General features: G+C 64.2%; 8 protein-coding genes. 5 read left to right on the forward strand and 3 right to left on the reverse strand.

The window, feature by feature from the left end; translation table 11 throughout:
* Positions 1-42: 42 nt before the first annotated feature.
* The gene (locus tag RE429_RS30645; RefSeq protein ID WP_414476069.1) at positions 43-1464 is read left to right on the forward strand and encodes a mercuric reductase; all 1422 of its coding nucleotides are present in this window, start codon (positions 43-45) and stop codon (positions 1462-1464) included.
* 286 nt (positions 1465-1750) lie between these two features.
* Here RE429_RS30645 and RE429_RS30650 read toward each other — a convergent pair whose 3' ends face one another.
* On the reverse strand, positions 1751-4441 hold the full coding sequence (locus RE429_RS30650) for an ABC transporter transmembrane domain-containing protein (RefSeq protein ID WP_414476070.1): 2691 nt from the start codon (positions 4439-4441) through the stop codon (positions 1751-1753).
* A gap of 678 nt (positions 4442-5119) precedes the next feature.
* On the opposite strand from RE429_RS30650, the gene uidA reads away from it, so the two are divergent.
* Both uidA and RE429_RS30660 read left to right on the forward strand, forming a co-directional pair.
* Positions 5120-6871, forward strand: coding sequence for a beta-glucuronidase (gene uidA, locus RE429_RS30655; RefSeq protein ID WP_414476071.1), 1752 nt, complete (start codon positions 5120-5122; stop codon positions 6869-6871).
* A 184-nt stretch (positions 6872-7055) separates the two neighbouring features.
* Positions 7056-8321, forward strand: coding sequence for an IS701 family transposase (locus RE429_RS30660; protein WP_414476072.1), 1266 nt, complete (start codon positions 7056-7058; stop codon positions 8319-8321).
* Positions 8322-8473: 152 nt separating this feature from the next.
* Here RE429_RS30660 and RE429_RS30665 read toward each other — a convergent pair whose 3' ends face one another.
* Complete coding sequence (locus RE429_RS30665) at positions 8474-9265, reverse strand: PRC-barrel domain-containing protein (RefSeq protein ID WP_414476073.1); 792 nt, start codon at positions 9263-9265, stop codon at positions 8474-8476.
* A 69-nt stretch (positions 9266-9334) separates the two neighbouring features.
* Positions 9335-9790 (reverse strand): hypothetical protein, encoded by a 456-nt coding sequence (locus RE429_RS30670; RefSeq protein WP_414476074.1) that lies wholly within the window; start codon positions 9788-9790, stop codon positions 9335-9337.
* Between the two features lie 427 nt (positions 9791-10217).
* On the opposite strand from RE429_RS30670, the gene RE429_RS30675 reads away from it, so the two are divergent.
* Both RE429_RS30675 and RE429_RS30680 read left to right on the forward strand, forming a co-directional pair.
* A complete protein-coding gene (locus RE429_RS30675) occupies positions 10218-13052 on the forward strand; it encodes a glycoside hydrolase family 2 TIM barrel-domain containing protein (RefSeq protein WP_414476075.1) in 2835 nt (944 codons plus the stop codon).
* A 131-nt stretch (positions 13053-13183) separates the two neighbouring features.
* Positions 13184-14773: a hypothetical protein gene (locus RE429_RS30680; RefSeq protein ID WP_414476076.1), complete on the forward strand. Its 1590-nt coding sequence runs from the start codon at positions 13184-13186 to the stop codon at positions 14771-14773.
* The last annotated feature ends 44 nt before the right edge of the window (positions 14774-14817 follow it).

The raw sequence follows: 14817 nt of genomic DNA on the forward strand, positions 1-14817 counted from the left end.
CGGGTTCAGTTTGACGCCCCTGCAATGTCCGCGGAGGCGGCCATGCCTGAGACCGAGACAGTCGAGAACCTCATCCTCGGCGGCGGCGAGCCGGGCAAGTACATGGCCTGGGAACTCGCGGCGCAAGGCCGCCGGACCATCGTCATCGAGCGCGGCCTGATTGGCGGATCGTGCCCGAACATCGCCTGTCTGCCGAGCAAGAACGTCATCCACAGCGCCAAGGTCGCCGACCTGCTCCACCACGCCTCCGCCTACGGCCTGCGGACCGGGCCAGTGGCCACCGACATGGAGGGCGTCCGCGAGCACAAGCGCGTGATGGTCGCGGGCTTGGTCGAGACCCATCGCAAGAAGTTTGCGGCCAACGGCCTCGACTTCATCCTCGGCGAGGGCCGCTTCGTCGCGCCGCGCACGGTCGAGGTGTCCCTGGAAGCGGGCGGGACACGGCGGATCGAGGCCGAGCGGGTCTTCCTCGACCTCGGCACGCACGCGTCCGTTCCCGACGTTCCGGGCCTGGCCAACGCATCCCCCATGACCCCGGACGAAATCCTCGAGCTCGGCCGCCTGCCCGAGCACCTGATCGTGCTAGGCGGCGGCTATGTCGGCGCGGAATTCGCGCAGGCCTTCCGCCGCTTCGGCAGCCGGGTGACCGTGGTCGAGCATGGGCCGCAGCTCATGGCGCGCGAGGATTCCGATGTCGCCGAGGCGGTCCGGGCGATCTTTGAGGAAGACGGTATCGAGGTGATCCTCGGCGCCGTGACGAAAGCCGTTTCTGACCATTCCGGCGACCGGGTACGTTTCCAGACCGGGACGCCACAGGGCGAACGGACGATCGAGGGCAGCGATGTCCTGGTGGCCGCCGGTCGCACGCCGAACACGCACGGGATCGGCCTTGAGCGTGCGGGCGTCGAACTCGACGCACGCGGCTATATCAAGGTCAACGAACGCCTCGAGACCACCGCGCCCGGCGTTTGGGCCATGGGCGAGTGCGCCGGCAGCCCGCAATTCACGCATGCGGCCTTCGACGACTTCCGGATCGTGCGCGACAACCTCCCGGGCGGCAAACGGTCGACGCGGGGCCGGCTCGTCCCCTACTGCATGTTCATCGATCCCGAACTCGGGCGGGTCGGCTTGAACGAGACCCAGGCGCGGCAGCAGGGCGTTGAGGTACGGGTGGTCACGTTGCCGATGACCTCAGTCCTGCGTGCCAAGACCCTCGGCGAAACGCGCGGCTTCCTGAAGGCCCTCATCGATGTGCACAGCGACCGCATTCTCGGCTTCACCATGCTGGGCAGCGGCGCGGGCGAGGTCATCGCCGTCGTGCAGACGGCGATGCTGGCCAGGCTCCCGTATACGGTCTTGCGTGATGCCATCTTCACCCACCCGACCATGGCCGAGGGCCTCAACGTCCTGTTCGGGAAGGTGCCAGCCCGGAAATCTCAATCTGGGGTGCCTGAGCGCATGTGAGAATGCTGGCTAAGGAATGTCGAATACCGGGACGGAGCTTCTCGGCTCTAGGCTCGAGTTTTTCATCGTCGTTCTGCCGGTGACCGCGCATGGGCTGGCGTATGCGAGAGCCGAAAGTGGCAGGGCCAAGGGCGCTGGCGACGTGGGCGCACTGTTTTGTGCCCAAATTCTGGTGAACACGCCGCTGGCGGACATCTTAAAGGCGCCATCGTCTGCAGGGCTCTGCCCCGGAAGCGTGAGGCTGTGTCGGCATCCCGACGAACCCAGTCCCCTTGGGCGCTTCCATTCATTCCGTTCCCTTCAACCCAGCCAACGTGGCGCCCGGTCTCATGAGCTCGTCGGGAGGGCCTTGTGCGATCAACCGTCCCTCCCCGATCACCAACACCCGATCGAACTGCCGGACGAGCCCCGTCAGCTGCATGCTCCAGAATACCGTGCGGGCTTGCCCGCGAACTTCCTCCCGCAATCCCTCGAACACCCGCGCGCGGGACCGGCCATCCAGAGTCGAGGTCGCATCGTTGAGGACGAGGAGGTCCGGGCGCTTCAACAGCGCGCGTGCCAACGAGGCCTTTTGCCGTTGCCCTGGAGATAGACGGGAGCCTCCTGCCCCGACGGGATAATCAAGCCCGACCTCAATCACGAGCGACCGCAGGTCGAGCTCATCCACAACCTGGCTGATCAAGGCTTGAATTCTCGAATGGGAGTCAGGGTCGCTCGCCGCACGCTTCCCGAAGAGAACGTTGTCTTCGATAGTGGCCGCAGCATTGAATTGGGCTGGGTCGAAGAATGCGACGGCATCCCGCAAGCTCAATGGCAGATTGCCCGCGAAGCTTTGGCGCGCTTGCACGATCCGTTGTTGGATGTTGTGGTCGATCGTTACGAACCGGTGATGGCCGACGACGACCCGGAGCGCCAGGGTCAGGAGACGTTCTCTGGTATGGGACGCCGGTGCCCGCGGCTCGACGCGATCCGCGCGCTCCAGGATAGCCCGGAGCGACGCCACATCGCCGGCGCTCGCAATGCCGAACTCCTTCATCAACTCGCGGTCAACCTGCCGTTCGGCGGACATCGCGACCATCGTCTTGGCGACATGCCAGCCGATCAGCATGAGATCTTGGGTCAGGCCCACCTGATCAAGCAGCCCACGGACATACGGTTGCCGAGCCAGGTTCGCCGTTTCGAAGGTGGATCCGAGAGGCAGGCCGAACAGAAGGTTCTCGGCAACCGAAGCTTGGGCGTTGTACCGAACGGCGGACCAGGTATCGATCAGGTGAGTGAGGCCACTGCGCACCAGCTCTTCGTTGAATCGGACCCGCGCCATGACCAGCTTGTCGGGAGCTTCAGGTGCATGGCGACTAGGGTCGAGGTGGCCGAGTAGCCCGAACCCATACACTTCGGCATCGAAGTCAACCCGCCGCAGGACCTCGACCATACGGGCCGCGAGTTCGGAGGGCCCGGCGATGCCCGCCTGTTCATAGTCGATCCAGTCCTCCTGCCGGCCGGGGCCTGGCCTGCTATCCGCCTTGGGATGTCGAAGGCCCATGAGCAGGGTATCCCGCAAGGGGCCGGGCAGGAGATAAGGCGTTGGGCCGCTGTAGCCGATGCGGCGCCCTGTGACGCTCATCGGCATCGCGTTGATATCGACAGACCCGAGTTCGATCCTCCCGGAGGTTGGGGCGTCCAGGCGCGCCAGCAGGGTCGCGAGTTCGAACCGCCCGCCGCTACCGGGACCGACGGCGGCGACCCAGCCGCCTTGGGGAATACCGAAATCGATGCCCTCAAGCCGTGTTGCTCCATCGGAGGTCCGATAGGACACACCGGCGACGGCGAGATCGCCGACAAGCGAGGGCAGGCTCGCCGGACGTTCGAGAAGGGTCTTCGAGCCGACCATCTCCGGCACTTCAAACTGCTCGACAACCTGCTGGTACTTGATCGCGACGTCCTGCTGGTCTTGGTAGAAGTCGAGGAGTTCCTTCCACGGGGCCGCGAGGTCCTTATGGGCAGCCAGAATCGCGACGAGGGCCCCGAAGGAGAGCCGGCCGACGATCACGAGATAGCCCCCGATCAAATAGAAGAAGAACGGCGTCAGCTGGTTGAGGAAGTTGTTGAGGAACTTGATGAGGAACTTTCTCCGATAGATCTCGTAGCGGATGTCGTAGATCTCACCGAGCTGGGTGAAAATATCTGCCAGTTGATAGGGCGCATAGTCGTTGGCGCGGATCTCGACGCGGGCTGCAATCGAGTCCCCGATGCGGTTGGAAAGATGACGGATGCGGCGCACCCGGCGGCGCCCGAGTTGCCGGACCTTCCGCTGCAGCTTTGGAATAACATAGGCCTGGGCAGGATAAAGTGAAACCGCGGCAAGCCCCAGAAGCGGGTCCTGGACGAACATGAAGGCGCCGATGGTCAGAAGGGTGCCGCCCTGGTAGATCGGAAGTGCGAAAGAGTCGCCGATGAAGCCCGCTACGGGCTCCAGTTCAGCCGTGATCATCGCGATGATCTCGCCGGCGGAGATCCGAGTGAAGTACGGCAGCGGAAAGCGCAGGGTGCGCAGGTACAGATCGTACCGGAGGCGGCGCAGCATGCGTTCGCCAAGCCGGCCCTTCATGACATTAATGTGGAACTTGAACCAGCCGTTGAGCACAACGAGGGCCAGGAAGATCAGGCACAGGGTCGCGAGATAGGCGATCCGGTCGAGTTCGATGCCGAGCACTACCTGGGGAAAGGCTCCTCCCGCGATGGCGTGATTGACAATTGTCTTCGGCAGTTCGAGCGTCAGATACAGGAACGGGAAGGACGCAAGCGTCAGCGCCACCACGATGACCTGATCCTTCAAACTGCGGCGCAGGATGAACCGATAGATCGTGGGATCGAGTGCGTCCTGCTCCCGCTCCGTCGTTGGCGAGTGACCGATGAGCTTCGTTAGGAAGGCCCAGCAACTGCGGGGCGTCGCCCCGGAAGCTTGAGGCTCTGTCATGATCGGCCTCCCGACAGCCGAAACAGTGTGCGCCTGGGCGCGGCTTTCCCAGTAGCCATGTCGTGCATCCATCTGCGCCGGGCAGTCACGATCATGACGAAGTAAAGCTAGCGGATAGCTGCCCATTGCAAACCCGGTCCTGAGGTCAGGATCCGGACTGGCACCTCTCCTTCCGTGGGCTCGATCACGACTGATTCTCCCCAGGTCCACAGGCTCGACCATTCCGGCTGCGCACGGGCGGCATGAGCGCCTCCTCGTTTAAGCCCGGTACAGAACCCTTCTGCCCTACGCCTCCCGGCAATCGCGGGAACAATCGGCCCAATCACCGCTTGTCAATGGGCATTGGTCCGGTGTGTTCATCAGCATCAATTCCCTTCGATCAAGGAGAGGCCGGTGAACGGACAGTCTTGGCTACGCTGACTGTGCAGGCGTGCTCCTGTTGAGCAGGACGATGGCATCCAGGGATCATTCATGAGCAGTGGCGATCCGGGGCGGACGAGTTCTTGCCCTATCTCGATGAACCGACGAGATCTCTTGTGGGCCTCGACCATAGTCGGGACCATGTCGATGGCGAGCCCTTCTGCGCTCGCTCAAGGCCGATCCAATCTCCCTCAGCCGCAGAATTCAACCACCCCTGGGCACGGCCTGCTCTATCCTCAGCGGAACGAAGCCCGCGACTTGATCGACCTCTCCGGGCTGTGGCAATTCCAGATGGACCCGCAGGGCGAAGGCGAGGCGCAGGGTTGGTTCCGGGCCCTGCCTGCCCCACGGGTAATCCCTGTGCCGTGCAGCTGGAACGACTTGTTCGACGATGCCCGGACTTATCTTGGGCTCGCATGGTACCGGACTGAGGTCTGGGTGCCGGCGGGCTGGCGTGGCCGGCGCGTGTACCTCCGCATCGGCTCGGCCACTTATGCCGCCAAGGTGTGGGTCAATGGCACGCTCGTGATGGAGCATCTCGGCGGCAGCCTGCCCTTTGCGGCCGAGATCACGGAACGGCTCGCCTGGGACCGGCCGAACATCATCGCCATCGCGGTCGAGAACGAGCCGCGGCCTGACCGCGTGCCGCCCGGGCCAGCCCCAGGCGGCGGCGGCGTGCTCGGCGTCGCCGGGGGGTTTCCGGGGACGACCTATGACTTCTTCCCCTATACCGGGCTGCACCGTCAGGTGTGGCTCTGCGCGGTCCCGGACGTCCACATCGACGATATCACCGCCGTGACGACGATCGAGGACACCGATGGCATCGTCAGCGTGACGGTCGCGGCCGCGGGTGATTATGCGGGCGAAGGTCAAGCGCGGCTCGGCGGGATTGAGGTCGATCTTGCGTTTCGCTCCGGCGCCGCCGAGGCCACCCTGCGCGTGCCTGCAGCCCGGTTCTGGAGCCCACAGGATCCGCACCTCTACCCGCTGACGGTCACGCTCACAGACAATCAGCGCGTCACCGACACCTACACCCTCGACATCGGCATCCGTACCGTTGCGGTGCGCGGCGATCAGCTTCTGCTCAACGGACAGCCGATCAAGCTCACCGGGTTCGGCAAGCATGAGGATTTCGCGCTCAGCGGCCGTGGCCTGAACCTGCCGATGTGGATCCGCGATTACGAGTTGCTGAGGTGGATTGGCGCCAACTCGTATCGCACGTCGCACTATCCCTATCCGGAAGAGGTGATGCAGCTCGCCGACCGCCTTGGCGTGCTGGTGATCAACGAGATCCCCGCCGTCGGCCTGAACTTCGCCGTCCCGGAGCCTCTGACGCAGCAGCGCCTCGCGCAGGCCCTGACGGAACTCCGGGAGCTGATCGCGCGCGACAAGAATCATCCGAGCACCCTGATGTGGAGCGTCGCGAACGAGCCGGTGGCGCGCCCGCCTAATGGGAATGAACCTCAGTCGCAACCGCAAAAGCAGGAAGCTATCGAGGCCGGCACGCAGTTCTTTCGCCGGCTCTACGAGGAGGCGTATCGGCTCGACGGGACACGCCCCGTCACGCTTGTTGGAGTCGGGGGCGGTCCGCGCGAATGGCATGAGCCCTTCGACGTGGTCTGCATCAATCGCTACTACGGATGGTATGCCCTCGGCGGGCAACTCGACAGAGCGGCGCAGGTCCTGGCCCGCGACCTTGACGAGTTGCATCAGGTATATGGCAAGCCGATCATCATCACCGAATTCGGCGCCGACACCCTGCCTGGCGTACACGCCGATCCGCCCGAGATGTGGTCTGAGGAATATCAGGTCGAGTTCCTGCGCCGCTACCTCGACGTCGCGGCGCAGCGTCCCTTCATGGCCGGGATGCACGTCTGGGCCTTCGCCGACTTCAAGACCACCCAGGGCGTCGGCCGCGCAGGGGGGATGAATCTGAAGGGCGTGTTCACCCGCGACCGTCGCCCCAAGATGGCGGCGCATTTCCTGCGCTCCCGCTGGGTCGGGGCGTGAGAGCCAGGCCAAGGCGTTACTCCTCCCTCGCGAGGGGGCAACCTTCGGCGCCGGTTCACACCGAAGCAATCCTGGATCGACTCGTGAGCCGCCCTTCATGTTTTAACACTACTTTGGCAGATGTGAGGAACCCGGCGGGCCTCGCTGACGTCTCTTCCTGAAGGATTATCCGCAGGAGGTCGTCATGAGCACCTCAGTGGCGTGGGAACACGAACTTCAATCCTGGCTTGAGCCCTTCCTCAAACCGCTGGGTCATCCAGCCCGCCGGCGCATGTGCCCGCTTTATGTGGCCGGGTTGATCGGACCGGGCGAACGCAAAAGCCTGCAGCCGATGGCGGCGCGGGTGGCCCCCGCCGACTACGATCAACTGCATCACTTTGTGGCCGTTGGCCCGTGGGACGAGGCGCCGCTGGAAGCCGAGCTGCTGGCCCAGGCCAATCGCCTCGTGGGGGGGCCCAAGGCGGTGCTGGTGATCGACGACACGGCGCTGCCCAAGAAGGGCACGCATTCGGTGGGGGTCAGCCCGCAATATGCCGGCGCTCTGGGCAAGAAAGCCAACTGCCAGAGCTTGGTCTCGCTCACGCTGGCCAAGGATGAGGTACCGCTCCCCATTGTCCTGCGGTTGTTTCTGCCGGAGACCTGGATCAAGGATCCGGACCGCCTGCAACAGGCCGGCGTGCCTGAGGCGCTCTGGACGGAGCGCTCGAAACCGGAGATCGCCTTGGCGGAACTGCGGCGGGTCCTGCAGGCCGGGGTGAGCTTTGGGGCCGTTCTGGCCGATGCCGGTTATGGCATCAGCGCGCCCTTCCGTCAGGCGCTCTCGGCGCTCGGGCTGCTCTGGGCGGTGGGAACCGTGCGCATTCAGAAGGTGTATCCGGCGGATGTGCAGATGATCACGCCGCCGCCGTCGCGCGGCCGACCCCGCACGAGACAGATCCCGGACCAGGAGGCGGTCACGGCGGAGGCGAGGCTGGCGACGGCGTCCTGGCGGCGGGTCACCTGGCGGCGCGGCACCAAAGAGCCGCTGCGGGCGAAGTTCGCTGCTGCGCGCGTGCGGGTCGCCGACGGACCGGCCGTGCACCTGCGCGGGCAGGCCACTCGGCATCTGCCGGGGGACGAAGTGTGGCTGGTGGGCGAGCACCGCGCGTCGGGCGAGCGCAAGTACTATCTGTCCAACCTGCCGCCGGACACGCCACTGAAGCAGCTCGCCTCTCTGATCAAAGCCCGCTGGGTGTGCGAGCAGGCGCACCAGCAGCTCAAGGAAGAGCTTGGGCTCGATCATTATGAGGGTCGCTCGTGGCGCGGGCTGCACCGGCACGCGCTGCTGACGCTGATCGCCTTTCTGTTCCTGCAGCATCTGCGGTTGCGGGCCGCCACGGGGGAAAAAAAGAAAAGCCAGCGGGCCACCACCGCAACCCAGCTTACCGGCCATCCGACGCCGGCTGCTTGATCATCTGGCACACGCCATGCAGCTGCGATGTCCGATCTACCGAACCCGCTTCACCCTCGGCTCACTGATGAAAGTGCCAAAGTAGTGTTAAGGTCCCGGTCCGCTGAGAGGACCGGTAACGGCATGCCTCTGCCGCTTGGCTGTCTCGACCGTCATGTCAGGAGCCAGTAATAGCTCACCTGATAGTAGTCGTGCAGGTTCTGCTCGCTCTCCCGATCTGGCCAGTCCTGGCCGCGATCTTGGGATAATCGCGGCGCACGCCGAAGCTGCTCGGCGGTAATCTGAGTACGGTATCCTCCCAAGCGGGGATCGTAATCGAGCGTGCTCCAAGGGACGGCATATTCGTCCGCGCCCACGCCAAAAAAGCCGCCGAACGACATCACTGCATAGGCCACACGGCCAGTGAGCTTATCGATCATGACCCGCTCGACAGTGCCAATGCGTTTGCCGCTCTGATCGTAAACGGCAGTTCCTTCCACCCGGTCGCTCTCGATCAGACGCTTGCCGGAGCGCTGACCGGGGTGGTCTCCTCTGCTCCGGGCACCAGATGGCGCACGCTCCTGGCTTCTGGCCAGACCTCCGATGATCCAGGCCAGCCCGAGGCCAACTGCTCCAACCGCCAGCAGCGAGATGAGCGGGGCTACAGTGAATTGGTGCTCGATGGACTGTGCGGCTCGTCGATAGTAGCGCTGGGCTTGGGGGTAGCGGTCGCCTGCGTGGCGGACATACCGCTGACCCTGATCGTAAGCCTCACGGGCAACATCGGAGGCACGGCCAGCAAGATCAGCGGCGGTGTTCGTCGCCTGATCGACCAAGCTTTCGGGCGAGCCTCCGCTTCCTTGAGGCTTCCCTTCGGCCATGCCTCTGTTGCCACCTGCTTGGTCTGGAGCCCTGGACTGCCCGATTCCAGCTTGCCCGGCTCCCGTTCCCTGTTTCTCGTTCATGATCACTCTCCTGTTGAGATGACGATCTGACTTGTTTGGGGTGACGGGTTTCCAACTCCTACGATCACCCTATCGTTCAACGTATCCTGAGACCCGGCTGGGATGAATCGGATGTACGGTCAATGACCGTATCGCTTCCTGGGTCTCGCTATGGCAGCTCCGCCAACGGGATTGAACCAAGCCGGGGAACGGCGGCCCGGCGCGTCGTTGAGATGGACAGGCACTATCTATCGACGCGACCGGAGAGGTACCCGCGCCGTGCCGCAACTCGGCCCGGCGGTACAGACTTCCCAGGCGATCCATCAGTTCGCCCCAGCGCTGCGAGCCGACCAGGGCCTTAGTCCCGCTATGGAATGCCTCGTACCAGAGGACGGCTTGCGCGGTGCTCGGGCTCAGGTTTGTGGCAACCGGGTGGATCGTCCCGTCCAGCGCGGTCGCGGCCTGGACGCCAGGAAGGCCACGGCCCAGGGTTTCCGGCAGGGTCGACAGATCGGCATGGATGACGATCTGGCCGGCGTCGATCATGCGGCCGACGATCCCCACCGACGCAACTACGGGTGACGGTGGCGCACACGGCGGCTGGCTCCATTTATGACGATGCGGCCTTTGTCGCGCTCCCGGAGGGGCGCGGTGGCCGCGCTGTTGCCGCGCGCCGGAACGGACCCAGGTTCCTGGCGTTGTAGGCGTAAGCACTTGGAGTCCCAGTTCCTGCGTCCGTTCCGAGAACCCGTTCGCTGGCCTTGCCGGCCATCGGAGCGGCATTCTGGGTAACGAGACGCGCCCTGACGGACGCTTTTCCGCATGAGGACTTTGCATCATGACTTCAGATCAAGCTCCTCATGAGGGGCCGCCGTAGGGGCGTCTCGCATGAGTCCTGGTTTCACAGCGAGCTGACGGCCGGCATTGCCGCATTCTCTTCGCAACAGTCCTGCGAAACGAAGGGAGCAAGCTCATGAATCGCCTTACGATCGCCGGGATCCTGTTCCTTTCGACACTCAGCGGCGTGGCCCTGGCACAGCACGCACCACCCTTCCCGGCTCCTGACCGGACTGCCGCAGAGGCCGTAAGCCATGCAAGCGCTACCACGCTGGAGCTGCGGACGACGACGCCCCTGATGCAAAACTGGTCGTTCGTTCAGGATGACAGCCTGACCGACGACGAAGCCCTGGCCTCCAAGGCGGTCCAATGGCAAACCGTCAACCTTCCCCATACCTGGAATGCCGAAGCCGCCACCCCCGGCCCTCATCCACCCTACAAGCGTGGTCTCGGCTGGTATCGGATTGAGTTCGACACGCCGGCGGAAGGCACACGCAAGTGGCTCGAATTCGGCGCTGCCAGCCTCGTCGCCGATGTCTGGCTCAACGGACACAAGCTCGGTCAGCACAAGGGCGGGTTCACCGCCTTCCGGTTCGACGTCACGGACACCCTGGCCCCAAGCGGCAAGAATACCCTGCTCGTCAAGGTGGACAACAGCCAGCCCATCTCGGATGACGATGTGACGGCCATCCCTCCGCTGGCGGGCGATTTCATCATGTATGGCGGCCTGTATCGCTACGTCTCGCTGGTGTCGACCATCGATCCGGTGCATTTCTCTCTGGAGGACATGGGCGGTCCTAGTGTCTATGCGACCACGACTTCCATCGCCGGCGGCAATGCTACCGTCAATGTGCGCGCCAAGCTCAAGAGCGATGCCAAGGCGGACGCCGACTACAGCGTTCGCGTGTCCCTTCTGGATGCGGATGGCCGCGTCGCTCAGACGTCGCAGCAAACGGTCGTGCTACAGGCCGGTGGCAACCTCACGGTTCCCCAAGTCCTTCTGGTGAACCGCCCCCACCTGTGGCAGGGCACCGAAGATCCCTACCAGTACAAGCTCGTGGCCGAGTTGCTCCGGGAAGACGGCCAAGCCATCGACCGCGTCGTTCAGGATTTCGGCATCCGCGAGATGCGCTTCGATCCCAGGGAAGGCTTCTTCCTGAACGGTAGACACGTTCCGCTACACGGGGTCGCCATCCATCAGGAGATGTACGGCAAAGGCTGGGCCATTTCTCCCCGCGACATCGATGACACGCTGGCAATGGTGAAGGAGATCGGCGCCAACACCATCCGCCTCGCCCACTACCCCTATGGCCGGAACATGCTCGAAAGCCTCGACCGCATGGGACTGGTCGCCTGGGCGGAACTGCCTGTCGGATTATCCACCACGACCGAGGGAATGCAGGCCGTCATGGTCGGGAGCGGAACCACCTCGGTCTGCCCCCACAAGGATGCCTCGGACGCCTTCCGGGCCAGCGCGCGGCAGCAGTTGCAGGAGATGATCCGCCAGCAGTTCAATCACGCCGCGATTGCCATCTGGGCACTGGGCAACGAAACCACCTTCACGCACAAGGACTGCGCCGAGCCCTGGTATGACAATATCAGTCCGGTGTTCCGAGAATTGCAGACCCTGGCTAAGGACGAGGACCCGCAGCGTGTCACGGCCTATGCGGACAATGTCGCCCAGGAGCAGCCCCCCGTGAACGGCAACTACATCGACTTGGGCGGCATTACCGACCTGTGGGCCCGGAACCAGTATCCCCTCTGGTATTCGGGCCCGGTCGCGCGGCTCACCGACATCCTCGACGCCATTCGTGTCCGCTATCCCGACCAGCCCATCGGGATCAGCGAATACGGCGCCGGCGCGGCGTTGACCCACCACACCGACAATGTCATGGGCGGCCCGGCCGAGGTCAACAACACGGGCGAGCCGATCGTCTATCAGCCGGAGGAGTATGCGAGCTCCGTGCATGAGCAGGACTATGCCAAGATCCTGTCCACCGAATATCTCTTTGCCAGCTATGTCTGGAACATGTTCGACTTCGCCACCCCGCTCCGCAACGAGGGCGATATCCAAGACGTCAACACCAAGGGTCTCGTCAGCTTTGACCGCAAGACCCGGAAGGACCCGTTCTACTTCTACAAGGCGAACTGGAGCCCCGATCTCGTGACCTACATCACAGGCCGCCGCTACACCAACCGCGCCTACCCGGTCGCCGACATCAAGGTCTACAGCAACGCCGACGCAGTCGCGCTTTCGATCAACGGCAAGGCCGTCGGGGCGATGAAACAGGATCAATGCCTGCAGAAGACATGCGTGTTCAAGAACGTCAAACTGGAACAGGGCTCTAACGAGGTGGCGGCCGTTGGCCGCCGTGGCAGCACTTCGGCCAGCGACTCGGTCGAATGGTCGCTGAACACACGAGACATCAACATCGCAGCCGGCCAGTTGACGACCGGGTTCACGTCCGACGGACGGGTCGTCGCAACTGCCGTCAACGTCGCCACCGACCCGGCGGCGACCGGGTCCACATCGGCTTCCACAGCAGGCGATCTCTTCGGCTCCGACAACTTCTTCATCGGTGGCGAGGGCGATTGGCTCGTCCCGAAAGGACTCGGTCCGCCAACCGACACGACCCCTGTCCAGGGGACGAACGATCCGCAGCTGTTCAAGAATTTCCGTCGCGGCAGCTTCAGTTATTTCATTCCGCTCGATGACGGCGACTACACGGTCGAGCTTGGTTTCCTCGAGCCCGACAAGGGCAAAGCGATCGGAGAGCGCATCTTCGACGTCGTCGCGAATGGCGAGACCAAGCTCGAGAACTTCGACGTCCTGAAGGCCGCCAAAGGCGAGTATCGCACGGTCGTCAACGAGTCCTTCACGACGGGGGTCTCCCATGGATATCTCAAGCTTGATTTCACTCCGCGCCTGGGTGAGGCCGTTGTCTCGAACATCAGGATCCGGAAGCACTAGCGGCGGATCCAGGTTCCGGTTCCTCCCTAGAGGGACATCTCAGGCTCGAATTCGGGCCGCTGCCCGGCCCGTCAGGTCGTGATGTCGAACATCGTGATCGAGGGATCGCGCGTGAGCATGGCCGGAGGGAAATGATGACGAGGTACGCACTCATCCCGCTATTGGCACTCCTTGGGCAGACAGGCCATGCCTCCGCAGCCTCCGTCCCGGTGGCGCCGGCCGAGTTGCCGCGCATCGCCACCGTGGACGAGCGCTACCAGTCCTACAACGTCGAGATGGCGGAGGTCATCGGCGGGCAGTTCTGGTTGCCATACGAGCGGATTGCCGCCCTGCCCAAGCTGCCGGCCGATACGATGACGGGCGCAACGAACCAGATGTCGCGAGCCGATTTTTACGCCAGGCTGAAGGGGCCGCTGCCGCCGATCGACCTGTCCGATGCGCGCCTGTGCAAGCTTGCCGCGGCTCTTGGGCCGGCCTATGTGCGGGTCAGCGGCAACGTTGCGGACGGCGTGAATTTCCAGGATTCTGACGCGCCAGCGCCGGCCACCCCGCCAGAAGGATTCGAGGGTATCCTGACGCGGCCGCGGTGGAAAGGCGTGGTGGATTTCGCTCACGCCGTGAACGCGCAGATCGTGACGTCCTTTGCCATCACGAAGGGCACGCGCGACGCGAGCGGCCGCTGGACGCCGGACCAAGCCCGCAAGTTGATCGACTACACCAAGGCTGTCGGCGGCACCATCGCGGCGGCCGAGTTCTTCAACGAACCCACGCTCGGGCCTCAAGGAATCGGCGGACTGCCGCCCGGCTACGACGCCGCGGACTTCGCGCGCGACTTCGCCGTCTTCCGGCCATTCGCCAAATCCACGGCCCCCGGCATGCTGATCCTTGGCCCCAGCGCGACCGGAGAAGGCCCGGTCAAGCTCCTCTCGGGCGATCTGATCCACTCGGAAGACCTGCTCTCTGCGACGCCACGGCCGGAATTCGACGGCTTCTCCTACCATGCCTATGCGGCGAGCTCCCTGCGCTGCAAGGCCCCGGGGAAGCTCACCACGACCGCCGACGCGGCCCTGACGGAGGAATGGCTCTCGCGCACCGAGCTGACATACGAGTTCTATGCCGGGCTGCGCGACCGCTTTCAGCCCGGCAAGCCGATCTGGGTGACCGAAACCAGCGAATCCTCTTGCGGGGGCGATCCCTGGGCAAAGACCTTCCTCGATAGCTTCCGCTACCTCGACCAGCTCGGCCGATTGGCAAGGCATGGCGTCCACACGGTCATGCACAATACCCTGGCCGTGAGCGACTATGCCCTGATCGATCGCGACACGATGGAGCCGCGCCCAAACTATTGGGCGGCCCTCCTGTGGCGCCGGCTGATGGGCTCGACCGTGCTCGACACGGGCGTGCCCCTGCGCGAGGGGCTGCATCTCTACGCCCAATGCCTGCCGGGCCAGAGCGGAGGCGTGACGCTGCTCGCCATCAACAACAGCCGCACCCAGCCCGAATCGATCGACCTGCCGACGGCGGCCGAACGCTACACGCTGACCGCACACAAATTGGAGGACGAGCAGGTGCAACTGAACGGTCACCCGGTCGAGTTGCAGGCGAATGGCGAACTGCCGGAACTGCAAGGGCAGCATGTTCCGGCCGGGCCTATGGATCTCGCGCCGGTGAGCATCACCTTTCTGACCGTGATCGGTGCGGGAAACGCGAGCTGCCGGTAGAAGGGAGCGGGGTCTGTCCCTGCTCTTCCCTCGCCGCCTTGCCT

This window comes from Microvirga sp. M2 (assembly GCF_047497095.1).
Taxonomy (GTDB): Bacteria; Pseudomonadota; Alphaproteobacteria; order Rhizobiales; family Beijerinckiaceae; genus Microvirga.